This window comes from Lachnospiraceae bacterium (genome assembly GCA_025758065.1).
GTDB lineage: Bacteria > Bacillota > Clostridia > Lachnospirales > Lachnospiraceae > Enterocloster.
In genome coordinates this window covers 3,651,763-3,676,221 of the sequence record CP107199.1, presented here as the reverse complement: position 1 = coordinate 3,676,221, position 24,459 = coordinate 3,651,763, and the positions used below count along the sequence as shown (strand labels likewise).

The 24,459-nt window shown below is 42.6% G+C and carries 19 protein-coding genes, 1 pseudogene, 1 riboswitch and 1 other annotated feature; of the genes and pseudogenes, 12 read left to right on the top strand and 8 right to left on the bottom strand.

Annotated features, from left to right (window positions below):
- The first annotated feature begins 507 nt into the window (after positions 1 to 507).
- The 4 genes from OGM16_17205 (at position 508) to OGM16_17190 (ending at position 7,677) form a co-directional block, all read left to right on the top strand.
- A complete protein-coding gene (locus OGM16_17205) occupies positions 508 to 2,601 on the top strand; it encodes an elongation factor G (protein UYJ46493.1) in 2,094 nt (697 codons plus the stop codon).
- 368 nt (positions 2,602 to 2,969) lie between these two features.
- Positions 2,970 to 5,282: a hydratase gene (locus tag OGM16_17200; protein ID UYJ46492.1), complete on the top strand. Its 2,313-nt coding sequence runs from the start codon at positions 2,970 to 2,972 to the stop codon at positions 5,280 to 5,282.
- Between the two features lie 50 nt (positions 5,283 to 5,332).
- Positions 5,333 to 6,676: a citrate synthase gene (locus OGM16_17195; GenBank protein ID UYJ48501.1), complete on the top strand. Its 1,344-nt coding sequence runs from the start codon at positions 5,333 to 5,335 to the stop codon at positions 6,674 to 6,676.
- A gap of 2 nt (positions 6,677 to 6,678) precedes the next feature.
- Positions 6,679 to 7,677, top strand: a complete 999-nt coding sequence (locus OGM16_17190; GenBank protein UYJ46491.1) for an isocitrate/isopropylmalate dehydrogenase family protein — start codon at positions 6,679 to 6,681, stop codon at positions 7,675 to 7,677.
- 119 nt (positions 7,678 to 7,796) lie between these two features.
- Here OGM16_17190 and OGM16_17185 read toward each other — a convergent pair whose 3' ends face one another.
- Positions 7,797 to 8,705, bottom strand: coding sequence for a LysR family transcriptional regulator (locus OGM16_17185; protein UYJ46490.1), 909 nt, complete (start codon positions 8,703 to 8,705; stop codon positions 7,797 to 7,799).
- 203 nt (positions 8,706 to 8,908) lie between these two features.
- On the opposite strand from OGM16_17185, the gene OGM16_17180 reads away from it, so the two are divergent.
- Positions 8,909 to 10,069 (top strand): 3-methylitaconate isomerase, encoded by a 1,161-nt coding sequence (locus tag OGM16_17180; protein UYJ46489.1) that lies wholly within the window; start codon positions 8,909 to 8,911, stop codon positions 10,067 to 10,069.
- A gap of 18 nt (positions 10,070 to 10,087) precedes the next feature.
- On the opposite strand, the pseudogene OGM16_17175 reads toward OGM16_17180, so the two are convergent.
- Positions 10,088 to 11,380 (bottom strand): annotated as a pseudogene (locus OGM16_17175) (endonuclease Q family protein).
- 118 nt (positions 11,381 to 11,498) lie between these two features.
- On the opposite strand from OGM16_17175, the gene OGM16_17170 reads away from it, so the two are divergent.
- The 4 genes from OGM16_17170 (at position 11,499) to tnpA (ending at position 16,309) form a co-directional block, all read left to right on the top strand.
- Positions 11,499 to 11,846: a hypothetical protein gene (locus OGM16_17170; GenBank protein ID UYJ46488.1), complete on the top strand. Its 348-nt coding sequence runs from the start codon at positions 11,499 to 11,501 to the stop codon at positions 11,844 to 11,846.
- Positions 11,847 to 11,868: 22 nt separating this feature from the next.
- Positions 11,869 to 12,143: a binding site (T-box leader), on the top strand.
- 66 nt (positions 12,144 to 12,209) lie between these two features.
- Entirely contained in the window at positions 12,210 to 14,624 is a 2,415-nt protein-coding gene (gene leuS, locus OGM16_17165; GenBank protein ID UYJ46487.1) for a leucine--tRNA ligase, read from the top strand.
- Between the two features lie 229 nt (positions 14,625 to 14,853).
- Positions 14,854 to 15,636 carry a hypothetical protein gene (locus OGM16_17160; protein ID UYJ46486.1) on the top strand — a complete coding sequence of 261 codons (783 nt, stop codon included), beginning with the start codon at positions 14,854 to 14,856 and terminating at the stop codon, positions 15,634 to 15,636.
- Positions 15,637 to 15,853: 217 nt separating this feature from the next.
- Entirely contained in the window at positions 15,854 to 16,309 is a 456-nt protein-coding gene (gene tnpA / locus OGM16_17155) for an IS200/IS605 family transposase (protein ID UYJ46485.1), read from the top strand.
- Positions 16,310 to 16,549: 240 nt separating this feature from the next.
- Here the strand turns inward: tnpA and OGM16_17150 are convergent, their stop codons facing one another.
- The 3 genes from OGM16_17150 to OGM16_17140 form a co-directional block, all read right to left on the bottom strand.
- Positions 16,550 to 17,905, bottom strand: coding sequence for a sodium:alanine symporter family protein (locus tag OGM16_17150; protein UYJ46484.1), 1,356 nt, complete (start codon positions 17,903 to 17,905; stop codon positions 16,550 to 16,552).
- A 46-nt stretch (positions 17,906 to 17,951) separates the two neighbouring features.
- Positions 17,952 to 18,068: riboswitch (glycine riboswitch) on the bottom strand.
- Between the two features lie 100 nt (positions 18,069 to 18,168).
- Positions 18,169 to 18,456, bottom strand: a complete 288-nt coding sequence (locus tag OGM16_17145) for a hypothetical protein (protein UYJ46483.1) — start codon at positions 18,454 to 18,456, stop codon at positions 18,169 to 18,171.
- A gap of 47 nt (positions 18,457 to 18,503) precedes the next feature.
- Entirely contained in the window at positions 18,504 to 18,932 is a 429-nt protein-coding gene (locus OGM16_17140; GenBank protein ID UYJ46482.1) for a hypothetical protein, read from the bottom strand.
- A gap of 105 nt (positions 18,933 to 19,037) precedes the next feature.
- Between OGM16_17140 and OGM16_17135 the strand changes: the two genes are divergently transcribed.
- A complete protein-coding gene (locus tag OGM16_17135; GenBank protein ID UYJ46481.1) occupies positions 19,038 to 19,181 on the top strand; it encodes a hypothetical protein in 144 nt (47 codons plus the stop codon).
- Between the two features lie 42 nt (positions 19,182 to 19,223).
- Here OGM16_17135 and OGM16_17130 read toward each other — a convergent pair whose 3' ends face one another.
- Positions 19,224 to 19,466: a hypothetical protein gene (locus OGM16_17130; protein ID UYJ46480.1), complete on the bottom strand. Its 243-nt coding sequence runs from the start codon at positions 19,464 to 19,466 to the stop codon at positions 19,224 to 19,226.
- 238 nt (positions 19,467 to 19,704) lie between these two features.
- Here OGM16_17130 and OGM16_17125 point away from each other — a divergent pair, with 238 nt between their 5' ends.
- Positions 19,705 to 20,883 carry an alanyl-tRNA editing protein gene (locus tag OGM16_17125; GenBank protein UYJ46479.1) on the top strand — a complete coding sequence of 393 codons (1,179 nt, stop codon included), beginning with the start codon at positions 19,705 to 19,707 and terminating at the stop codon, positions 20,881 to 20,883.
- A 57-nt stretch (positions 20,884 to 20,940) separates the two neighbouring features.
- Here the strand turns inward: OGM16_17125 and OGM16_17120 are convergent, their stop codons facing one another.
- On the bottom strand, positions 20,941 to 21,177 hold the full coding sequence (locus OGM16_17120; GenBank protein ID UYJ46478.1) for a polya polymerase: 237 nt from the start codon (positions 21,175 to 21,177) through the stop codon (positions 20,941 to 20,943).
- 201 nt (positions 21,178 to 21,378) lie between these two features.
- Complete coding sequence (locus OGM16_17115) at positions 21,379 to 22,224, bottom strand: PHP domain-containing protein (GenBank protein ID UYJ46477.1); 846 nt, start codon at positions 22,222 to 22,224, stop codon at positions 21,379 to 21,381.
- Between the two features lie 213 nt (positions 22,225 to 22,437).
- On the opposite strand from OGM16_17115, the gene OGM16_17110 reads away from it, so the two are divergent.
- Positions 22,438 to 24,234, top strand: coding sequence for a VanW family protein (locus OGM16_17110; protein ID UYJ46476.1), 1,797 nt, complete (start codon positions 22,438 to 22,440; stop codon positions 24,232 to 24,234).
- Positions 24,235 to 24,459 lie beyond the last annotated feature (225 nt).

The following is a 24,459-nucleotide window of genomic DNA, read 5'->3' as shown; positions in this document are numbered from 1 at the left end:
TCCGGTGAGGAGTTATTTGTTTTTAGGTAACAAAAAATGCCGTATTTATGCGGCTTGTGTCGTTTCGCAAACGCCTATCTGTGCATACAATTGCAAGGAGAGCAGGCAGAACGGTGGCTCTGCTGAAATATAAAGGCAAAATGACAGTGAAAAATGAGAAAAAACATGGATGCATGGTAACTTAAATCAAATTATCTGGAATGTTTTGGAAAAATGTTGTGTAGAATTTAACAAAAAACTTGAAAATTTCAGAAAAATATAGTAGAATGTACACATGGCAAAGACGAAGCACAATATCATTGCTGTTTCGCATAAATAAAATGTACTCTCGGAATCTTTTTGTACTTGATTTTGTGAGAAGATTTTTTGTCAGTTGTGCCCAAATTTTTGAGGCGTACGCGGTGCGTACGGTGATAAAATTCGGGTGCGACTGGCGGAAAATCGGCCGCAAAGGCAAGTGCATGAAAGACTCCGAGAGTACATATAAAGTGTACAGGAGGGAAGTTTATGAACGTATATGGTACTGAACAGATCCGCAACGTTGTATTGCTTGGTCATGGAGGCGCTGGTAAGACAACAGTTGCGGAGGCAATGGCTTTGATCACAGGTGTTACCAAGCGTATGGGCAAGGTTGCTGACGGAAATACCATTAGTGATTACGACAAAGAAGAGATCAAGAGACAGTTTTCCATTTCCACCACACTGATTCCTCTGGAATACCAGGGAGAGAACGGACCGGTTAAGATCAACTTACTGGATACTCCCGGATTTTTTGACTTCGTAGGTGAAGTAGAAGAAGCTATCAGCGTTGCTGATGCAGCCATTATCGTTGTAAACTGTAAAGCAGGTATTGAGCCTGGTACAGAAAGAGCATGGGAGATGTGCGAAAAGTACAATCTGCCAAGATTGATCTTCGTTACCAATATGGATGATGATCATGCCAGCTATCGTGAGCTGGTTGTAAAGCTGGAGAAAAAGTTCGGAAGAAAGATCGCTCCTTTCCAGCTTCCAATCCGTGAAAATGAAAAATTCGTAGGTTTCGTAAACGTAGTAAAGATGGCAGGCCGCCGCTTTACAAATCTCAGTGATTATGTTGAGTGTGAGATCCCTGATTATGTTCAGAAGAACTTAACCATCGCAAGAGATGCTCTCATTGAGGCAGTTGCAGAAACCAGTGAAGAATATATGGAACGTTATTTCCTGGGAGAAGAATTTACACAGGAAGAAATATCCGGTGCATTAAGAGCACATGTTATCGAAGGCGACATCGTACCTGTTATGATGGGCTCCGGAATCAACTGCCAGGGATTTAAGGTTCTACTTCAGGTTATTGATAAATACTTCCCGGCACCAAATCACTTTGAGTGTATCGGTGTAGACGTTTCCACAGGTGAGCGTTTCACCGCTAAATATAATGATGATGTATCTCTTTCTGCAAGAGTATTTAAGACCATCGTAGATCCATTTATTGGAAAATATTCTCTGATGAAGATCTGTACAGGTACCTTAAAAGGTGATACTGTTGTATACAATGTAAACAAAGATGCAGAAGAGAAGATCGGTAAAGTTTATATAATGCGCGGTAAGGAAGTCATTGAAGTTCCGGAGTTAAAAGCCGGTGATATCGGCGCAGTTGCAAAACTTACTGTAACAGGAACCGGGGATACCATGGCAGTCCGTACAGCACCGATCGTTTACCACAAACCACAGATCTCCACACCATATACATACATGGCTTACAAGGCAGCCAATAAGGGTGAAGATGACAAGGTTTCCACCGCATTAGCACGTATGATGGAAGAAGATCTGACCTTACAGGTTAAAAATGATCCTGAAAACCGCCAGTCTCTGATTTATGGTATTGGCGATCAGCAGTTAGATGTTGTGATCAGCAAGCTGCAGACCCGCTACAAAGTAGATGTAGTTCTGTCAAAGCCTAAATTTGCTTTCCGTGAGACCTTAAGAAAGAAAGTTAAAGTACAGGGCAAACATAAGAAACAGTCCGGTGGACATGGCCAGTACGGTGATGTTATCATGGAATTTGAGCCATCAGGCGATTTAGAGACACCATACATCTTTGAAGAGAAGGTGTTCGGCGGCTCCGTACCGAAGAACTACTTCCCGGCAGTTGAAAAGGGATTGCAGGAATGCGTTCTTAAGGGACCGCTGGCTGGATATCCGGTTGTTGGCTTAAAAGCTACTCTGTTAGATGGTTCCTACCATCCGGTAGACTCTTCAGAAATGGCATTTAAGATGGCTACCATCCTGGCATTTAAGCAGGGCTTCATGGATGCAAATCCAGTGCTCTTAGAGCCGATCGCTTCCTTAAAGGTTGTTGCTCCTGACCGCTTTACCGGCGATATTATGGGTGACTTAAACCGCAGAAGAGGACGCGTATTAGGTATGGAATCCGATCATCATGGCAAACAGGTCATCGAAGCAGATGTTCCAATGTCTGAGCTGTTTGGCTACAACACCGATCTTCGTTCCATGACTGGTGGTTTAGGAGACTATTCCTATGAATTCAGCCGCTACGAGCAGGCTCCTGGAGATGTACAGAAGCGCGAAGTAGAAGCAAGGGCTGCTGCGAAGGAAGAATAATTAAAGTTACAGTTCATCCAAATCAGTATATGTTGGCTGAACTATAACTAATCCAAGAAAGATCTGTTTAAAGAAAAAAGCAGATAATATATGGGAAATCCCGCTTTCTGGAATTTCTGAAGGGTGAACCTTTGGAAACCAGAAAGTGGGATTTTTTTAATTATCACACATTAAAGCGATACAATACAACAGCAAAAATCCCCTTCTTATACCTCGTGCCACAATCAAAAAGCTGTTGCGATTACAATATATAGACTGGACAAATCAAAATAATTGGTTTATAGTAAGAACCAACGACGAAATGAGCCATAAAGAAGGCAGATGAGAATGACAAAGCCCCTTTGTGAGCGGAAATCAGGAGGTAAAAAATGGTATCATTATATGATGGTGGGATTTATCTTGTAAATGGAAAAGAAATCATCCCAGAGCAGGAAAGCGCAAAGGTAGAATCCCTTACAGGAAAGAAAGCAGATAAAGAAGCCGCTAAAAAGGGAACGATTGCTTATTCTATTTTAAGTGCCCACAATACAGCTGATAACATGGAACATTTAAAGCTCCGTTTTGACAGCATGACATCCCATGATATTACATTTGTAGGGATTGTCCAGACTGCTAAGGCATCCGGTATGGAAAAGTTCCCGATCCCCTATGTCCTGACTAACTGCCACAATACACTTTGTGCAGTAGGCGGAACCATCAATGAAGATGATCACATGTTTGGTCTTTCCGCTGCAAAGAAATACGGCGGCATCTACGTTCCGCCACATATCGCAGTGATCCATCAGTATATGAGAGAAATGATGGCAGGCTGCGGAAAGATGATACTTGGATCTGACAGCCACACCAGATACGGTGCATTAGGAACCATGGCTATTGGTGAAGGCGGCGGAGAACTGGTAAAACAGCTGCTTCGTGATACATATGATGTAGCTTATCCGGGAGTTATTGCAGTTTACTTAGACGGATGTCCGAAACCTGGTACCGGCCCTCAGGATATTGCCCTGGCGATCATTCGCGCGGTATTTAAAAATGGCTATGTAAAGAATAAGGTAATGGAATTTGTTGGTCCTGGTGTTGCTTCTATGACTACTGATTACAGAAACGGCGTAGATGTAATGACAACAGAGACTACCTGTTTAACATCTATCTGGAGAACAGATGAGGATACCAGAAAATACCTGGCAGAGCATCACAGAGAAGAAGATTACAAGAAACTGGATCCTGCAGATGTAGCTTACTATGATGGCTGTGTCTATGTAGATTTAAGCACAGTAAAACCAATGATCGCTCTTCCGTTCCATCCAAGCAATGCCTTTGAAATTGATGAATTAAAGGCAAATATGAAGGATATCCTTCATATGGTAGAAAAGGATGCTGAAAGAGTATCCGGAGGAAAAGCGCATTTTACACTCCTTGATAAAATAGCTGGAAATGACCTAATGGTACAGCAGGGGATCATCGCAGGCTGTGCAGGCGGAACTTACACCAATGTGATGGAAGCAGCACATGCACTTCGCGGAAAAAACTGTGGCTGTGATGAATTTTCACTGGCTGTTTATCCTTCTTCCCAGCCTGTATTCTCAGACCTGGTTAAGAAGGGGGCTATTTCGGATCTTATGGATGCAGGTGCGATCATCCGTACTGCTTTCTGCGGACCTTGCTTTGGTGCAGGAGATACACCTTGCAACAACGGTTTAAGTATCCGTCATACCACCAGAAACTTCCCTAACCGTGAAGGAAGCAAGCCAGGAAACGGACAGATGGCAGCCGTAGCATTAATGGATGCACGTTCTATTGCAGCAACAGCGGCAAATGGCGGAAAGCTTACTTCTGCATGGGAGTTAGACTGCTGGAATGATATTCCGGAATATAACTTTGATGATAAGTCTTATAAGAACCGTGTATACCAGGGATTTGGAAAAGCAGAAGAGGAGAAATCCCTTGTATATGGTCCAAATATTAAAGACTGGCCGGAAATGAGCCCGTTAACAGATAATATCCTCTTAAAGGTATGCTCCAAGATCATGGATCCGGTAACTACTACGGATGAACTGATCCCGTCTGGTGAAACATCTTCCTACCGTTCCAATCCACTGGGACTGGCAGAATTTACTTTATCCAGAAGAGATCCAGAGTATGTAGGGCGGACAAAAGAAGTAGATAAGTTAGAAAAAGCAAGAGTTGCTGATGGCGAAGAAAAAGAACTGGCATTAGAACCGGATCTTGCAAATGTATTTGCAGCTATCAGAACGATTGCAGGAAATGATAATATTTCTGTAAAAGATACGGAAGTAGGAAGCATGGTATATGCAGTAAAGCCTGGTGACGGTTCTGCAAGAGAGCAGGCAGCCAGCTGCCAGAGAGTGATCGGCGGACTTGCAAATATCTGTAAAGAATATGCCACCAAGAGATATCGTTCCAATGTAATGAACTGGGGCATGCTGCCATTCCAGATGGAAGCAGAACCTGATTTTGAAGTAGGCGATTATATCTACGTTCCAGGCGTGAGAAAAGCACTGGACGGTGATTTAAATTCTATTAAGGCCTATGTTCTTGGAAACGGAAAAGATGTAAAGGCCCAGATCAAAGAATTAGACCTTTATATTACAGATATGACACCGGAAGAAAGAGCCATTGTTAAGGCGGGATGCCTGATCAATTACAACAGAAACAGACATTAAGCTGACGGCGAAGATTAGCAGCACGAAGAATATGCCAGAGAGGAGAGCAGATCATGAAAGACAGTTATCTTGCACAATTTTATGGAAAATCCCAGAATTATACAGATATCCCTAATAAGTGGTATAAAGAATATAATGTAAAAAAAGGTCTTCGAAATGAAGACGGCACTGGCGTAAGAGTAGGACTTACCCGGGTGGCAGATGTTGTAGGTTATGAGGAGACCCCGGAAGGTGGAATCAAAGCTATTCCAGGAAAGCTGTATTATAGAGGTTATGATGTGGAAGACCTGGTAAAGGGCAAACAAGACAGTCATTTTGGTTATGAGGAAATTTGTTTCCTTCTGCTCTTTGGCTACCTGCCAAAGAAAGCAGAACTGGAGCATTTCCGGAATATCCTGACTGACTGTTATGAGATCCCGGATGAGTTCGTGGAAATGAACCTGCTGCGTATGCCGGGTAAAAACCTGATGAACAAGCTTCAGGATGCAGTTCTTACTTTATATAATTACGATGATGACCCGGATAACATTGATGTGTATGAAACTCTGGTAAAGGGTATTAACTTAATGGCAAAGCTTCCATCTATTGCCTGCTATGCATATCAGAGCAAGGTACATTATTACAACAGGGACAGCCTGTTTATCCATTATGCAAACCCGAATTATTCCATTGCAGAAAATTTCTTAAGCCTTTTAAGAAAGGACCAGAAGTTTTCTGATAAAGAGGCAAGACTGTTAGATACAATCCTCATCCTTCATGCAGATCATGGCGGCGGCAACAACTCTACATTTACTAATGTAGTGATCGCTTCTACAGGTACTGATATTTATTCTACAGTTTCCGGAAGCATTGGTTCCATGAAGGGACCAAGGCACGGCGGTGCAAACATTAAGGTTGCTGAAATGATGGATGCAGTATTAGAAGAGACTGGCGGATATGCAGCAGATGACAAGAAGATAAAGGCTGCAGTAAACAAGCTGATGGATGGTGAGTTATATGACCGTTCCGGTCTTGTGTATGGATTTGGCCATGCAGTTTATACCATTTCCGATCCTCGTGCAGAAATGTTAAGAGCACGCTGCTTAGAGGTAGCAAAGGAAAAGAAGATGATGACGGAATTTGATTTCCGTCAGAGGTTTGAACGTATTGCTTTAGAGACTATGAAAGAGCGCAAAGGAGTTGCCCTTCCTACTAATGTAGATTATTACAGCGGTTTCGCTTATGAAATGTTAGGCATCCCAAGAGACCTTTATACACCATTGTTCGTGTGCAGCCGTCTGGTTGGCTGGGTTGCCCACAATATTGAAAATAAGCTTTATGATGGAAGAATCATGCGTCCTGCAACTAAGTATGTAGGAGATAATAAAGAATACACAGTAATGGAGGAAAGATAGAGATGACAGATACAATTACAGTATTTAAAGGTGATGGAATCGGACCGGAGATCACAGATTGCGTTTTAAGGATCTTAGACGCAGCTGGGGCAGATTTAAACTATGAGGTATTTAATGTAGGTGCTGCAGAATACGAAGCGCATGGTGAATTGATCCCGAAAGAGGGCTATGCTTCTATGAAAAAGACCCACATTTTATTAAAGTCCCCTATTACAACTCCTTTAGGAAAGGGCTTCCGTTCTTTAAATGTTACTTTAAGAAAGAAGTATGATCTTTACGCAAATATTCGTCCAGCAAAGACAAACTCTGCTGTAAAGACTGCATTTGAAAATGTAGATATTGTTATCTTCCGCGAAAATACAGAGGATCTGTATGCAGGCGTAGAAGAGATGATCGATAAGGATACGGTTCATTCTATTAAGATCATTACCAGAAAATGCTGTGAGCGTATCATCCGCGCTGCTTTTGACTATGCAGTAAGCCATAACCGTAAGAAAGTGACTTGCGTTCATAAGGCCAATATCATGAAAATGGCAGACGGAATGTTCCGCGATATCTTCTATGATATCAGCAAGGAATATCCGGGTATTGAAGCAGATGATAAGATCGTAGACAATGTGGCTATGCAGCTGGTTATGCATCCTGAAAAATTTGATATTATCGTAACAGAAAACCTGTATGGCGATGTTTTATCTGATCTGGTCAGCGGCCTCATCGGAGGTCTGGGACTTCTTCCATCCAGCAACCTGGGTAAAGATTTCGCCATGTTCGAGGCAGTTCACGGCAGTGCCCCTGATATTGCAGGACAGGGAATTGCAAACCCAACTGCGTTCTTATGGTCTGCATGTATGCTGTTAGAGCATATCGGAAAGAAAGACGTTGCTGCCAAGATCCGCAAGGCAGTAGACCTGGTGCTGGAGGACGGAAGCGTTCTTACACCAGATATCGGCGGAACTGCTACAACCATTGAATATGAGAAGGCTATTATTGCACATCTGTAAACAGAAGCGGTGTGTTGCCCTTTTAGAATTTTCCCCCTGCGAACACAGGGGGATTTTTTGCTTACATGAAAGATCATTTATGGTGCCAGTTGAATAAAAAATGAGCCGGTGAAGATTTTTTATGTAAAATCCCGGACAATTTTGATATATTCCTGTGCATGATAAGACAGATAACTTCCTTTCCTGAAGGCTGCAACAAAATCTACAGTTGTATTTGGGGTGCCTACAGAAAAAAGAACAGGTTTTTTCTTGAAAGGAATATGTTTTAAATGGGTTTCCGTTACAAAGCAGGCTCCGTATCCCTGGGAGGCAAGCTCCGCAGCAGCGGGAATATTGCTGGTCTGAAGGCATATTTTCGGGTGGATATGACAGGATTTAAATAATTGATCCACTGTCTGCCGGGTTCTTTGATCGGGCGGCTGCAGGATAAAAGATTCATTTTCTAAAAGATCCAGATCAAGCCAGGGATATTTGCAGCCTTCTTTTTTTATACCTTTATTTTTTAAAGGGTGGTCATTGCCAAGAACGAGAACAACTTCTTCATGGCTGATGATCTGATAGTCAATATCCGGGCTTTTTACAGGCAGGTTAAAAAATGCAAGGTCAGCGTCTCCGTTTAAAAGCATTCCTTCTAAAAGACTGGAGTGTGCTTCCCGGATCTCCAGGCGTACATTGGGATACAGACTACGGAAAATAGGAAGTGTACAGGGAAGCATATAGGTTCCACGCATGGTTGGAAAAGCGATTTTTAAAAGACCGGCACTCTGTCGTATAATATCTCCCATTTCCTGGTCTAATTCTTTCTTTAAATTCAATATTTCGGTTGCTTTTGCCACATAACGCTCTCCGGCATATGTTAAAACAAAGCGGTTCCCTAATTTTTTAAATAATTTCTGCCCCATCTCCCGTTCAAGATTTTGAAGGAATTTGGTAAGAGTCGGCTGAGTCACATAAAGCATATCAGCGGCTTTTGTAATATTTTGTGTTTTTGCAATGGCTATTACATAGGACAGATCTTTAAAATCCATATGTTATCTGTTCCTTTCTGTGTTGTCTGGGTTTTCTTACTTTCTTATCATACCAAAAACTATTGATAAAATGAATAGTTTTAATGAAAATAATGAATTTCAATTCCTGGACGCGGTGTGATATGCTGAAATCATCAAAAGGTACGGTACCAGAAATAGCAGTAAGGCCAGCTGTTTAATATTACTGGGTATAAGGAGATTGAATGATGCAGGAGAAGGAAAATCATATTTTAAAGCTTCCCGTAACGATTATGAGAGGCGGAACAAGTAAAGGTGTATATATTCTGGAAGAAGATCTTCCAAAAGACCATAGTGAATGGGATAAGATATTACTGCGTTTAATGGGAAGTCCGGATCAGAAACAAATTGATGGATTAGGCGGTTCACAATCTGTTACCAGTAAAGTAGCAATCATAAAGAAATCAGAACGGGCAGATGCAGATGTAGATTATACCTTTGCCCAGGTGTCTGTGGATAAACCGGTGGTAAGCTATAAAGGAAATTGCGGAAATATTTCTTCAGGAGTAGGCCCCTTTGCTATTGAAAAAGGTTTGGTAACTGTAAAGGAAGGTATGACTACAGTCAGGATCTATAATACAAATACAGATAAAGTCATTGCTGCTGATGTAAAAACAGAGGAAGGAAGAGTTATATACCAGGGGGATTTTAAGATCGCAGGAGTACCGACACCAGCTTCACCTATAAAGTTAAAATTTATAGATCCGGCAGGAACCCTTAAAATGGGACTTCTTCCAACAGGAAAAGCAGTAGATGTTTTGGAAGTACCTGGAATGGGATCCATAGAAGTGTCCATTATTGACGCAGCGAATCCGCTTGTATTTGTAAAGGCAGAGGATCTGGGGCTTAGCGGAAAGGAACTTCCTGAAGAAATAAATGCAAATGAGGAAAAGCTGGAACTTTTAGAAACAGTAAGAGGTCTTGCTGCTGTTAAGCTGGGACTGATCAGTGACTATAAAAAATCTGCATGGGAAACGCCGGGGATCCCTAAGATGACTTTCGTAGCTGAGGCAGATGATTATATTACTTCCGATGGGAAAATGATAAAAAAAGAGGAGGTCGATCTTCTTTCCCGTATGATGTCTATGCAGAAAGCACATCCAAGTTATGCTATGACTGGTGCCATGTGTACAGCTGCAGCGGCAGTAGTGCCGGGAAGTATAGTGGAACAGGTTTTGAGAAAAGAAGCAGATACACAGTATCTGCGTATTGGTCATGCAGGCGGAACCCTTGAATGTGGCGTGGATTACAGAGAAGAAAGTGGCAAAACATTAGTGATCGAAGACACATTTGGGTTCCGCACGGCAAATCTTTTACTGGATGGCGTGGCGTTAGTCAGAATTTAACTGGCGAAAAGGATGTACCAGCTCCATAGTGCCAAACTGCCCGTCAAAGCCGGGATTCCAGTGGACTTTTCCATCACGCAGGCAGGCAATAGCATCTGCAATATTTTCAGATGAAACAGCTGCAATGTCGGAGATTTTTGCTTCTCTTAATAAGAAAAATTCATTTCCAAGTTCGTTTAATAGTGTTTCATAAATCCTGGAAACCTTTACGCTGGAAGATGAGAGGCCTTTGGCAGCGGCAATCAGCTCCGGCAGCGGGGAGATGCTTTCAAAGGGGCGGCGGATGGCAGGAATGCTGACAGTTGTTTTTGAAGTTGAAAAAGCATTTTCAAACTGCAATTTTCCAGAGGATATCTGGATATTGCCAGACGGGTCAGGTACAGAAAGTGCCGCCAGATCCTGTACCCGGTGCAATACTCCAGTGGTAAGCTTTTTGCCGCAGACCGGACAGATCCCTTTTAATTTCACAGCTTCCTCTGGTGTTAAACATACCCCGCATTTTCTGTGACCGTCCATGAAATATTTCCCCTCCTGGGGGAAGAATTCCAGTGTACCGGCAAGTCCGTTTCCAGTCTGGATGGCAGTGTAAATATCTTTATAAGAAAGCTCGGTATTAAGCAAGGTAGCTTCCCGTCCCAGTTTTGAGGGAGAGTGGGCATCTGAGTTGGAGATCAGCTGATACCGGCTTAAAGATGGCACACTCCAGTTCATAGGCGGGTCAGAGGAAAGGCCGGTCTCTACAGCATGGATATGAGGCGTTAATTCCTCAAAGCATTCTTCCATACTGTCAAATCCGGAAAATGCCCCGAATACAGAAAAATGGGGAGTCCAGATGTGGGCTGGAATGTACATGGCTTCCGGGCATATAGTGAGAGCCATATCTAACAGGTCATGGCAGTCCAGTCCTAAAATAGGGCGGCCGTCAGAATGGATATTTCCGATTTTTTCCAATTCTTCGGAAAGACGATCTGCAACGTCAAGACCTGGAAGAAGGATCAGGCTGTGCACTTTCCGTGTACGGCCATTTTTCTTATAAATGGTACTGATCTCTCCGCTGACTATAAAACGGGGATCAAAGGAACCGGAAGGAATCTCAGAAAGGCGTAATTCTGGTTTCAGCTTGTAAAGCCCAGGTTCAGCCGGTTCTAATTTTTCTTTTAATTCTTCTCTCCATAATGGGTGTGTAAAATCCCCGGTCCCCAGAATATGGATGCCCTTTTTTCTGGCCCACAGATCCAGGTATTCCGGTGTGAGGAACTTGCTGGTAGCCATGGAGTAACGGGAATGTATGTGAAGGTCTGCGATGTACATGATAAAAATCCTCCTGTTTTTCTTTTGGACCAATACATTATACCATTGCCTTTCAAAGTGGAATAGGTTAAAATAATTTTCGAAAGTATTATGGTGTATTTTACAGGAGGATGAGAACATGACACTTTATAATAAAAAGGGAAAAGCAGCTGCCTATATTGAAAACGATGTGATCTGGACCTTTGATGGAAGAGCTGTCGCTTATCTGTTCCAGGAGGCAGTATACAATTTTCCGGGAAAACAATTAGGCTGGTTTGAAAAGGGATGGCTTCGCGACATGGCTGGTTATTGCGTTTTATTCACCCCTCAGGCATTTGCCGGTCCTGCAAGACCATCTATGGAAACAACTCCTGCAAAGTATGCAAAAAAGGCTCTTCCATCTAAGGGTTCAAGGGAAATGAGGAAGGCGAAAATGGCTTACCAGGCTCATTGGAGCGAAAAAGAGGGTATTGACACTGATGTGTAAATATGCTAAATTATGGTTTAGTGCAAATGCATTGATATGGAAGTAGTAAACACTTTTTAAGCCCCACAGAGAGCCGGGAAAAGATGAGAACCGGTGACTGGGAAGCGTTGAACTGATCCATGAGCAGCTTTTCCGAACAGTATGGAAAAACATGAAACTTCAGAAAATTCTTTTTTCATGTATTTTATTATCCAGTAAGAAAAGACGGAGACCTTACCGTTATAAGAGGAATTGAGTGCATGCGACTTTGCATGAATCAGAGTGGTACCGCGTGGAAATGATATCTGCGTCTCTTGGAAACAGGAGACGCAGTTTTTTTATTTTATTGCGTCACCCACGGTAATATTTACGGAGGAATGAATTATGGCATCACAGTATAATCACTCCGCCATTGAGAAAAAATGGCGTGAGAACTGGGAAAAGAACCCCATCAATGTAAATGATGGAAAGAAAGAGAAATATTACTGCCTGGATATGTTCCCATATCCGTCAGGAAATGGTCTTCATGTAGGACATTGGAGAGGCTATGTTATCTCTGATGTATGGAGCAGATATCAGCTGTTAAAGGGCAAATATGTGATCCATCCAATGGGCTGGGACGCATTTGGTCTGCCTGCAGAAAATTACGCTATTAAGATGGGCGTACATCCTGCAAAATCTACAGCAGCAAATATTGCAAATATCAAGCGTCAGATCAAGCAGATCGCTGCTATCTATGACTGGGATATGGAAGTAAATACTACTGATCCGGAATTTTACAAGTGGACCCAGTGGATCTTCGTTCAGATGTTTAAGAAGGGTCTTGCATATGAGAAGGAATTCCCAATCAACTGGTGTCCTTCCTGTAAGACAGGTCTGGCTAACGAGGAAGTTGTAAACGGCTGCTGCGAGCGCTGCGGAACTCCTGTTACAAAGAAGAACCTGCGCCAGTGGATGTTAAAGATCACTGCATATGCAGAGAGACTGTTAAATGACCTAGATAAGCTTGACTGGCCTGAAAAGGTTAAGAAGATGCAGACTGACTGGATCGGAAAATCCTACGGTGCAGAGGTTGAGTTCCCGATCGAAGGCAGAGATGAAAAAATCACTGTTTACACCACAAGACCTGATACTCTGTATGGCGCAACCTTTATGGTACTGGCTCCAGAGCATAAGCTGGCTAAGAGCCTTGCTACAGATGAGACCAGGGAAGAAGTTGAAAAATACATTTTCGATGCTTCCATGCGTTCCAATGTAGACCGTATGCAGGCAAAGGAAAAGACAGGCGTATTTACCGGAAGCTATGCCATCAACCCGTTAAACGGTGCAAAAACACCGATCTGGCTGTCTGATTATGTATTAGCTGATTATGGTACCGGTGCTATCATGTGCGTACCTGCCCATGATGACAGAGACTTTGAATTTGCTAAGAAATTTAATCTTCCGATCATCCAGGTTATTGCCAAGGATGGTAAGGAAATCGAAAATATGACAGAAGCTTATACAGAAGCAAGCGGAACCATGATCAACTCCGGTGACTGGAATGGCATGGAATCTTCTGTATTAAAGAAGGAAGCTCCACATATTATTGAAGAAAAAGGCTTTGGACGCAAGACTGTTAATTACAAGCTGCGTGACTGGGTATTCTCCCGCCAGCGTTACTGGGGTGAGCCGATCCCGATCATCCACTGCCCGAAGTGCGGCTGTGTACCGGTACCGGAAGATCAGCTTCCATTAAAGCTGCCTGAGGTAGAAAGCTATCAGCCTACAGGTACCGGCGAATCACCACTGGCTGCTATTGACGAGTGGGTAAATACCACCTGTCCAGTCTGCGGTGCTCCTTCTAAGAGAGAGACCAACACCATGCCTCAGTGGGCTGGTTCATCCTGGTACTTCCTGCGTTATGTGGACAGCCACAACAGCGAAGCTCTGGTTTCCAGAGAGAAAGCTGACAAGTATCTGCCGGTTGATATGTACATCGGTGGTGTAGAGCATGCAGTTCTTCACTTACTGTATTCCCGTTTCTATACCAAGTTCCTGTGCGATATTGGTGTAATTGACTTTGATGAGCCGTTTAAGAAGCTGTTTAATCAGGGTATGATCACTGGTAAGAATGGTATTAAGATGAGTAAGTCCAAGGGCAACGTTGTTTCTCCTGATGATCTGGTAAGAGATTATGGCTGCGATTCCTTAAGACTTTACGAACTGTTCGTAGGACCGCCAGAGCAGGATGCAGAGTGGGATGACAGAGGTATTGAAGGTGTATCCCGTTTCCTGAACCGTTTCTGGAATCTGGTTATGGACAGCAAGGACAAAGATGTGAAAGAAACCAAGGAAATGATCAAGCTGCGTCATAAACTGGTTTACGACATCGAACAGAGATTTAACCAGTTCAGTTTAAATACTGTTATTTCCGGTTTCATGGAATACAACAACAAGTTAATGGATCTGTCTAAGAAGGAAGGCGGAATCGATAAGGAGACCTTAAAGACTTTCGTTATCTTGTTAGCTCCATTTGCACCACATATTGGTGAAGAACTGTGGAGTCAGTTAGGTGGAACTGGCAGTGTGTTCCATTCCCAGTGGCCAGAGTGTGATGCTGAGGCTATGAAGGATGATGAAGTAGAAGTAGCTGTTCAGGTAAATGGCAAGACCCGTGCTGTTATCAGCGTACCTGCTGATATCTCCAAGGAAGATGCTATTGCCCAGGGCAAGGAAGCAGTAAAGGATAAGATGAGCGGAAATGTAGTAAAAGAAATCTACGTTCCGGGAAAGATCATTAACATTGTTTGCAAATAATTATAATTCATGGATTATTTGAAAAATGGAATAGTTTAAATTGCAGATACAAAAAGGGCATCGGTGCATAACCGGTGCCTTTTCTGTATAGTGGTGTCCAGTGGCATGGATTTTTGCTGTTTTTTATTTTTGATCAGGGTAAGAAAAATGTAAGAGAAAGGAAGGAGCAGATGTGGTAAGATAAAGGATAGAAAATAGAAATAGCAAATAGAGGGGAGTGTATATACATTTGAAGATACAGAAGAAAAAATGGATGATATTTGCAGCGGCATTGATTACTACAGGAGTATTAGGCATGACTTCCTTTGCAGCAGGAAGAGCAGACTTAAATGCAAAGACAGGAGGACCGGGTGAAGCTTCCGTTTCAGATTCAAGTGTTTCAACTGGAGAAAAGCCGGGTGACAGTCAGCAGGATCAGCAGATAGTGCCTGTTAGCCAGATTCTCACAGTAGCAGGAACCGGTGACTGTAATGCAGATATTTCTTATTATAAGAAGGAAAACGGAAACTGGGAATTAAAGTGGACAGAAAAAGGCTATGTAGGAAGAAATGGTATTACGGACAATAAAAAAGAAGGAGATGGAGCAACTCCTTCCGGTGTGTATTCCTTTGATCTGGCCTTTGGCCTTTTAGATGATCCGGGAAGTGTACTGCCATATCATAAGATCGTGAAGGGTGATTTCTGGGTAGATGATCCAGCCAGTCCTCATTATAATCAGCTGGTTAATGATAAGACCACAGCAAAAGACTGGAATTCCGGTGAAAATCTGATCAAAGCCACTCCTTATTATAATTACGCTTTAAATCTGGATTATAATAAAGAAAGAACACCAGGCGCAGGTTCAGCTATTTTCCTTCACTGTTTTATGGCAACCTCGTATAAAGGTTCTTCAGGCTGCATCTGCCTGCCGGAAAGCCGGATGAAAGAACTGATCGGATCTGCAGATGCCGGTACCAGGATCATGATCGCAAAAGATGCAAAACATCTGGATCTAAGTGAGTATATGAAATAAGAAATGCATAAAAAAAGGGCGCCTTGGCTGGCGCCCTTTTAAGTTATGGACTTTAGTCTGTTGAGCCCATTGGAGTTTTTCGTTGTTCCGAAAAATGGAGATGGGCGAAACAATAAACCACCCGCTATGCGGGTGCGCGTCGATTGTTATACAAAAAATCACCTTTCCGTTTACAATAGAGTTGTTCAGGCTGTATTGCAGAAAGGAAAGGTAATTTATGGCGAAGAAAGAAAATTCACTTGCGCATATGAAATGGATGTGCAAATATCATATCGTCTTCACACCTAAGTATAGACGAAAAATAATTTACAATCAATACAAAGCGGATATAAGAGATATTATAAAACAATTGTGTAGTTATAAAGGTGTTGAAATTATTGAGGGTCATCTAATGCCAGATCATATCCATATGTTAGTAAGTATTCCGCCAAAGATAAGTGTATCATCATTCATGGGATATTTAAAAGGGAAAAGTGCGCTTATGATATTCGATAAACACGCAAATTTAAAGTATAAATTTGGAAATCGTCATTTCTGGGCAGAAGGATATTATGTTAGCACAGTAGGATTAAATGAGGCTACAATAAAAAAATATATCCAAGAGCAGGAAAAGCATGATATAGCAATGGATAAGCTAAGTGTAAAGGAATATGAAGACCCTTTTAAGGGTTAATGCCAAGTAGTAACAATACCCTTTAAGGGGTAGCGACGAGTCAAGAGCAATATGGCTTGAACGGAGCTGTGGGAAGGCTGTGTAAACAGAATTCCCACAGTCTAAAGAGAAAGCCAGCGCCTTGAGACGCTGGCCTAGTAACAAGGGCTTATAGCCCTAGTGCAAACCACCCGTTGGACGGGTGGTTATGATTTAATCTAGTACATCGTTTCGCAAATAACTATATTAGTTATCAGATCCTTAGGAACTATATTTTTTACAGATAGAAGCCACGACTCCGGTTAAAGCCAACAGTGCCAGGGCATTAGGAATGACCATAAGGCCGTTAAAGAAGTCGGCTAAAGTCCAGACCAGATCCACCTTTAACATAGAACCAACGATGATAAAGACTGCAACCAGAACAGAATAAGGGATCATGCCCTTTTTGCCGAATAAATGCTTTACATTGATGGAACCGAAAAAGTGCCAGCCGAGGATGGTGGAAAAGGCAAAGAACAGAAGGCATACAGCAATGAAAATATCGCCGAAAGAGCCGAAAACAGTAGAAAATGCGTACTGGGTCAGCATAATGCCGGCTTTGCCGCTATTTAAAGAGTCGGTAGTAAGGATACTGAATACAGTTAAATTTAATACGATAAAGGTATCAATAAATACGCTGATCATGGCTGCCAGGCCCTGACAGTGAGGATTTTTCACAACTGCTCTTGCATGTGCGTGAGGTGTAGAACCCATACCGGCTTCATTGGAGAAAAGACCTCTGGCAACACCATAACGGATAGCTTCTTTTACGGTTACGCCAGCTACGCCGCCTAAAACAGCAGATGGCTTAAAGGCGCCTAACAGGATCTGGGCAAAAGCAGAAGGTAAGCGGGTGATGTTGCAGAGGATAACGATCAGACTTCCGGCAATGTATACAAGTGCCATAAATGGAACCAGCTTTTCCACAACTGCAGCCAGACGGTTGGTGCCGCCGATAAATACGAACAGGGAAATAACAGCCAGAAAAAGGCCAACTGTAAAAGGCGGGATCGAGATATTTCGTGAGGTAAATACCTGGCTGAAGGCAGTGCTGATAGAGTTTGACTGTACCATATTGCCCATGAATCCCAGTGCCAGGATCAAAAAGATGGCGAAAACAACACCAAGGACCTTACCAAAAAGTCCTTTAAATGCAGCATGGATGTAATAAACAGGACCGCCTGTTACTTCTCCGTGCTGTACTGTTTTATAATTCTGTGCAAGAGTAGCTTCTGCATAAATGGTTGCCATGCCAAAGAAAGCAGACATCCACATCCAGAAGATAGCGCCCGGTCCGCCGCCAATCAGGGCAGTAGCAGCACCCGTCAGGTTTCCGGTACCAACCTGGGCAGCAATAGCAGTTGCAACAGATTGAAAGGAAGTCATCTCTCCTTCTTTTTTCTCGTGTTTTTTTCCAATACCGCCGAATACCTGCTTTAAGCCCTGTTTAAATTCGCGGATCTGAACGAATTTAAGGCGGAGCGTATAATAGATACCAGTACCGCACAGTAAAAGGATCAGGATTACATTCCATAAAAAAGTGTTGGCAGAATTGACCATTTTCACAAACATGTCCATAATAATAGATAGTCTCCCTTTGTATGTTCTACGTCTGTGGATCGTCTTATTCCGCCCTGTCCTTTTGCCTGAGAGATTGGCAGGAAATATTTTGCATATATTCCTGCTGTACACCTTCGGCGCTCATTTCAGATATTGAAAGAGACTCTCCAGAGTAGTATATCGTAACGGCTTTTTGCCGCATGGGGAGAATATAGCATATATAAAATAAAAATGCAACAATTAAAAGCGATTTAGGGCATACAAGAGGCTGAAAAAATAATCTACCGGTTAATTCCGCCTGCGATCTTTCCTGCTGCCAGCTTCAGAAACTGAAGCTTTTTTCGGTCTTTTTCTGGCATATGGCAGCTTAAGATCTCTACCAGCAGTGCAGTTTCAGAATCTGTAAAATGCAGCCCCTTTGAATTGGCCTCCTGACAGATCTGAAGGAAGCTGCTCATAAAATGGGACTGGTCTGTATGAGATATTTTTTCAGCAAATCCGGTCAATAATGTTACCTTTTCGGGATCCATGGCCTTAAGGCGGGGATCCTGTTTCCAGTTATTATCCATAATAACTCCTTTCCGAGAGAACATTAAAAGACAGAAAATTGTCAGGATCAGTTCATGGCCTGTAAAGCCGCAATAACCATCTGCAAAGTCTCAAAACGAGCCTGCTGGCTGGGGGTCAGAAAACGACGAATCTGTTCTAAGGGAGTCTGGCCTTCCAGTAATGAATTTGCCGCGTCTATAAGATTTTGTTCCCCCGGATTTCCATAAGGCTTTAAGGCTTTTAAAAGTTCCCTGGGAGAAGCCTGCTTCCCAGGAGGAGAATCCAGGGAACAGATGCCCATTGCTGCAGTTTCCCCATTTTCGAAAAGCTGAAAGGTATTTTTCAGTTCCTGGAGCTTTACAAACATGGAAAGAGCCCGCTGCTGGGGAACATTTAAGAAAGGAAGGGCCGCTTTCATCATTTGAAGATGATGGTCACCAGTAAGATAATCCAGATCAGTGAGTTTATAATCTATATGTTCATTAGAAGGATTCATATTTTTACCAACCTTGCTGCTTTGGTTTAAACTTATGCGGCAGCCTGTTATTTCATGCATATATTGTAGTAGGGGGTATGTACTCTCAAAAAGGAGGTAAGCTGTATGTATAGCAGACTGGTGATCGATGGGAATGCAGTATATGAAATAGATGAGGAATGTATACAGAAAAAGAAAAACAGAGGTTTTAAAGAAAGAAAAAGTAGAGAAGAAAATAGAAAAGGGGAGAAGAATGATCCCATAAGATGAAAACAGGGGGGGCGTTTACACGCCCCGCTTGTTTACGAAGGATCAGCAAAAGCCGCCGTTGTTGCCGCCACAGCAGCATAAGAGCAGCAGGATCCAGATAATATCGTATCCGCATCCGTTGCCGCATCCATTGCCGCAGCCGTTATTTCCGAAACAGCCGCCAAACCCATTGCCGCCACAGCAGCATAAGATCAGGATGAGCCAGATGATATTGCATCCATTTCCTCCGCTCTGGCATCCGCACCCGCAGTCACATCCGCAGTTTGTTGCTGCTACATCACTCATGTTAGTTCCTCCGAAATATGTTTGATTACAATCCTATGATATGTAGGGCAGCTTGCTCATGTTTCTTCTTTTTTGAAAAAAATAAAAAAACAGAGCAAAATCATGTGCATTTGTACTATAATAATAGCTGTTAGTTTTTTGACGATTATATGATAAAGAGCATGAATGAAAAAATATGCTGCGGAAAAGACTTCGAGAGAACATTAAGAGAACATTATTAGTACGAGGAGGAATAGAGATGGATCAGAACCGTTTATATTATGTAACCCCATATGTAAAAAATTTTATGTGCACTGTTATTTCCTGTACACAAAATAAAAAAGGCACCTGGGATGCTATCTTGAACCAGACTGCTTTTTATCCAGAAGGGGGCGGACAACCCAGTGATACGGGTACTTTAAATGGAGTGAAGGTTCTCCATGTCTGTGAAAAAGGAGAAGAGATCATTCATGAGCTGGAAACTCCGTTAGAAGAAGGTACTTTGGCAGAGGGAATCATTGACTGGCAGAAGCGTTATGATAATATGCAGCAGCATACAGGAGAACATATTTTCTCCGGTCTTGTACATAAGCACTTTGGTTATGACAATGTGGGCTTTCATATGGGCACAGATGAAGTGACTGTGGATTTTAATGGTATTATTACTCAGGAACAGTTAGATGCCCTGGAAGATGAGGCAAACCAGCTGATTTATGACAATGTACCTGTTCATGTATTTTATCCGTCCAAAGAAGAACTGGAACAGTTAGATTACAGAAGCAAAAAAGAACTGACGGGCGTAGTGCGTATTGTGGAGATACCAGGGGGAGATATCTGCGCCTGCTGCGGTACCCATGTAGAGACAACAGGAGAAGTAGGCATTATTAAGCTGCGTACTATGATCAATTACAAGGGCGGCGTGCGTATTTCCATGCTCTGTGGTCGCCGGGCACTGATAGATTACAGAGAGCGCTTAAAAGATGAGATCCGCATTTCTAACCTGCTGTCTGCTAAATTGGCACTGGTTCCGGAAGCGGTTGAAAAGCTGAAAAATGAGAGTCAGGAAAAGGATATGGTAAATGGACGTCTTTGCCAGCAGCTTTTAGAGAAAAAAGTAGAAAGCTATCCGGAAAGTGGAGAGGTACTGGCTGTGTTTGAGGAAGGATTATCTCCGGTACAGCTGCGTCAGCTGTCCACTATGCTGTATGAAAAAGGTAAAGGAAAGATCGTGGGAGTTTTCTCCGGAAAGGAAGAAGAGCAGGTATATCAGTATGCCTTAGGCAGCAGCCAGGCAGACATGCGCAAATTAAGTAAGGCTATGAACAGTGAACTGAACGGAAGAGGCGGCGGAAGCGAGCTTATGGCTCAGGGAACATTTAAGGCTGGTGAAAAAGAGATCAGGGAAGTACTGATCCGGGAAGCGGGAAAACTGGAATAAAAAGCTGCGGGAGACTGAAAATGATGTACTCCCGCAGTTTTTTAAATACTTAGCTGTTTACTCGCCCTGATACATATATTTGATCAGGCGTTCAATATCCTCTTTATCATGTGCAACCAGATCCAGTTCCTTAATATAGCCATTGGAAAAAATAGTAGCCATAGAAAGGTACTGAGCCAGTTTGGATTTTAAGTTAATGCGGTCGCCTTCCGGTGAAACCAGTTCTACAGTGCCCTTGCACTGATCGACCACTTTGAAAAATTTCTCTACATCGGTAATGTTCTGGATCTTCATAGTAATTCCTCCTTCTCTATGATATGTTCTCCCGGAGTTTTTCCTGCAAGATCAGGTACAAAAAGACTTCAAGAGTACATGGGATTACATCATTTATCATTTGCGTGGTTAATCTTTTAACGACTGCATTATAGCAAAGAAGAATACTGGATACAAGGGTAAAATTTTACGATTTAATAAAAAATGCTGTGCAGAAGCAGGTTAATTTCCTCTTGCCCGCTTTATATCATCTAAAAGCAGGGAGGAAACACGAAGTCCGCCCCGGCCTGTACCAATAGAAATATCCGGCTTATTACCGCCATGGAAATCAGAGCCGCCGGTAGGAAGCAGGTGGTGTCTGGATGCCATTTCACGCAGCTTCATACTCTCCAGTTTGTTATTGGATGAGTGATAGACTTCCAGCCCTTTCATGCCAAGCTCTGCCATATAAGCGATCAGTTCTTCCGTCTTTTTATCACCGAATTTATATTGGAATGGATGAGCCAGAGCCACAAATGCACCATTTTTTGTCAAGGTTTTCACGACTTCTTCAGGAGTAAGATGCTCTTTTTGCGGGCAGTAGCGGCCGCCGTACTGGAGATATTTTTTAAAAGCCTGATCTGTATTGGAACAGATACCTTTGACGATCAGGGCATGTGCAATATGAGCTCTTGTGATAATGGTGTCCGGATTGTTTCCGCAAAGTTCCTCTTTTGTAAAAATAATGCCGTCTGCAGCCAGGTTTTCAAGCATTTTTTCATTGCGCCGGTCACGGCTGAACAGCATTTTTTCAAGCATGGCAGCAAGTACGGGATCCTTCTGGTCAACAAAAAGTCCCAGAATATGGATCTCTGTTCCATCGAAACTGCTGGATACTTCAATTCCGGGGATTACTTCTATATTCAAATGATGTGCGGCTTCTAATGCTTCATCTACTCCTGCTGTTGTGTCGTGATCTGTTAATGCAATGGCATCCAGACCGGCATTTTTTGCCAGTTCTACAACCTGGGTAGGTGTAAAGGTGCCATCAGAAGCATCGGAATGAACGTGCAGGTCAACAAAACCCATGGTCAAAACCTCCTTGGTGTTTTTATGTTCTTTCTATAATAATAACACGAATGAAATACTTTGGTAATACTTTTAACAGGAATGTTAGAAACGAAAAAAGAGAGCAAAGAATTACTCTGAAAAAAGTTTAAAAACCAGTTCCATTTTAAATAAAGTATGCTATACTACAAGCTGTAATTAAAAATTTGCAGGAAATGTAACAGGTGAAAAGACATGAATCAGTTAGAAAACAGCAGAAGTCGGAACTCCTCTACAGGCAGAAGCCGGGCCAGAGGTACAAATAAAGGCAGTGCATCGGGAAGAAGCACATCGTCTGGTTATTCTTCACGCTCTGGAGGAAGTTATTCCACCAGACGCAGCAGCGGATACCACAGAAAGAAAGGACCAAATTACAAGATCATTGCTATTGCAGGTGTAGTCCTGATTGTATTTATCACAGGAATCTCTCTTGCACTGAAGGGAAAAGGTTCTAATACAGATATTGCAGGAACGGAAACAGTGATCGAAAGCGAATCTGAGACTGAAATGCAGAAAGAAGTCCAAGTTGATGGGATTTCCATTACCGGAATGTCTAAAAGTGAAGCAAAAGCAGCAATCTTAAAAGAGTTTCCATGGAGCATGACGGTTGAATACGATTCTGACCAGTATAAGGTAACTGACCTGATGGCAGAAAAAGTAGATGCTCTCTTAGATGAAATCTATAAAGATGGCAGCGATCCACAGGAGAGTTATACATTAGATACCTCAGGACTGGATGAGAAGGTAAAAGCAGAAGCAGCAGCCTGCGGGGCAAAATGGGATAAAAAAGCAAAGAACGGTTCTATTGATAAATTTGATGCAGCAAGCGGAAAATTTGTATTTGCAGGAGAGGAAAATGGTTTTGCCATTGATCAGGACAAGCTGGCAGCCGATATTTCCCAGGCATTAAAGGATAAGAAGTTTGATGCAAAGATCACTGCAACCGGAAGTGATGTAGCACCTGAGATATCAGCAGCAAGCGCAAAAGAAAAATATAAGACCATCAGTTCTTTTACAACCAATACCACAGCAAACCAGAACCGTAATACCAACGTTCGCCTGGCAGCAGAGGCTATTAATGGTACAGTTATTAAACCGGGACAGGAATTTTCCTTTAACGGTACAGTAGGACAGCGTACAGAGGCAAAGGGATATAAGGGTGCAGCTGCCTATAATAACGGAGAAGTAGTACAGGAGATCGGCGGCGGTGTATGCCAGGTTTCTACTACTTTATATAATGCAGTATTTAAAGCTGGTTTAAAGATCAGCTCCCGCCGCTCCCATACATTTGAGCCAAGTTATGTTACACCGGGCCGTGATGCAACCGTCAGCTGGGATCAGCCAGACTTTAAGTTTATTAATAATTCCAGCACAGCCATTGGTTTAAGGGCAAGTTATGCAGATCAGAAAGTAACAGTATCTGTTTATGGTATCCCGATCCTGGAAGATGGTATTACATGGGATCTGGATTCCAAGAAGGTAGAAGACCTTGGCACACCAAATCCTACTTATGAGGAAGATCAGACACTTCAGCCGGGAGAAGAAGTGATAAAATCCAAGGGAAGCGCCGGAAGCAGATGGGAAACCTATAAGGTTGTTTATAAGAATGGAAAAGAAATATCCAGAGAGCTGGATCATAAAACCACCTATAAGGGTCATACGCCGGTGGTTCGCCGGAATTCCACTGGTGTTGTATTAAATCCATCTGAAACTACCACACAGGCAACAACTGTTCCGTCTGCAGTAGACGGAATGCCAGATGGCTATGTTCCAGGCGAAACAACTTCTGCGGGTACAACGGTTGTATCTCCAAATGAAACAACGGCTGCAAGTCATACCACAGCAGCACCGGAGCATTCAACGGCAGCAACTACAGCACCGGCAGCAGCTTCTCCGGCACCAGCACCGACCAGTGCAGCAACTACAACAGCAGCTGAAAATAGAGGCCCTGGAGCTACAGGCGATGTGGTAATACCGGTGAAACCAGAATAAGAATAAATAGTAAAAAATAGTGACAATAGAGATATAAGCTTTATAAAAATCCTCTGCCACAGGTTCAAATGCCTGATGACAGGGGATTTTTGCATTATCATATATTTAAAATGAAATTGTGGTTCCAAGATCTAAAACAGACCGTCTAATTTTTTGGCCGAAGCTGATAAAAAAAGAAAAAAGTTGTTGACAAATGGTTTGGGATTTGCTAATATAATTTTCGCG

What these genes read in the sequence shown, in the direction of transcription:
- tnpA (UYJ46485.1), top strand. Translation starts at nt 15,854, where the DNA reads ATGGCGAAGAAAGAAAATTCACTTGCGCATATGAAATGGATGTGCAAA.
- OGM16_17110 (UYJ46476.1), top strand. Translation starts at nt 22,438, where the DNA reads ATGAATCAGTTAGAAAACAGCAGAAGTCGGAACTCCTCTACAGGCAGA.
- OGM16_17185 (UYJ46490.1), bottom strand. Translation starts at nt 8,705, where the DNA reads ATGGATTTTAAAGATCTGTCCTATGTAATAGCCATTGCAAAAACACAA.
- OGM16_17150 (UYJ46484.1), bottom strand. Translation starts at nt 17,905, where the DNA reads ATGGACATGTTTGTGAAAATGGTCAATTCTGCCAACACTTTTTTATGG.
- OGM16_17170 (UYJ46488.1), top strand. Translation starts at nt 11,499, where the DNA reads ATGACACTTTATAATAAAAAGGGAAAAGCAGCTGCCTATATTGAAAAC.
- OGM16_17180 (UYJ46489.1), top strand. Translation starts at nt 8,909, where the DNA reads ATGATGCAGGAGAAGGAAAATCATATTTTAAAGCTTCCCGTAACGATT.
- leuS (UYJ46487.1), top strand. Translation starts at nt 12,210, where the DNA reads ATGGCATCACAGTATAATCACTCCGCCATTGAGAAAAAATGGCGTGAG.
- OGM16_17205 (UYJ46493.1), top strand. Translation starts at nt 508, where the DNA reads ATGAACGTATATGGTACTGAACAGATCCGCAACGTTGTATTGCTTGGT.
- OGM16_17125 (UYJ46479.1), top strand. Translation starts at nt 19,705, where the DNA reads ATGGATCAGAACCGTTTATATTATGTAACCCCATATGTAAAAAATTTT.
- OGM16_17130 (UYJ46480.1), bottom strand. Translation starts at nt 19,466, where the DNA reads ATGAGTGATGTAGCAGCAACAAACTGCGGATGTGACTGCGGGTGCGGA.
- OGM16_17120 (UYJ46478.1), bottom strand. Translation starts at nt 21,177, where the DNA reads ATGAAGATCCAGAACATTACCGATGTAGAGAAATTTTTCAAAGTGGTC.
- OGM16_17140 (UYJ46482.1), bottom strand. Translation starts at nt 18,932, where the DNA reads ATGAATCCTTCTAATGAACATATAGATTATAAACTCACTGATCTGGAT.
- OGM16_17135 (UYJ46481.1), top strand. Translation starts at nt 19,038, where the DNA reads ATGTATAGCAGACTGGTGATCGATGGGAATGCAGTATATGAAATAGAT.
- OGM16_17200 (UYJ46492.1), top strand. Translation starts at nt 2,970, where the DNA reads ATGGTATCATTATATGATGGTGGGATTTATCTTGTAAATGGAAAAGAA.
- OGM16_17145 (UYJ46483.1), bottom strand. Translation starts at nt 18,456, where the DNA reads ATGGATAATAACTGGAAACAGGATCCCCGCCTTAAGGCCATGGATCCC.
- OGM16_17115 (UYJ46477.1), bottom strand. Translation starts at nt 22,224, where the DNA reads ATGGGTTTTGTTGACCTGCACGTTCATTCCGATGCTTCTGATGGCACC.
- OGM16_17190 (UYJ46491.1), top strand. Translation starts at nt 6,679, where the DNA reads ATGACAGATACAATTACAGTATTTAAAGGTGATGGAATCGGACCGGAG.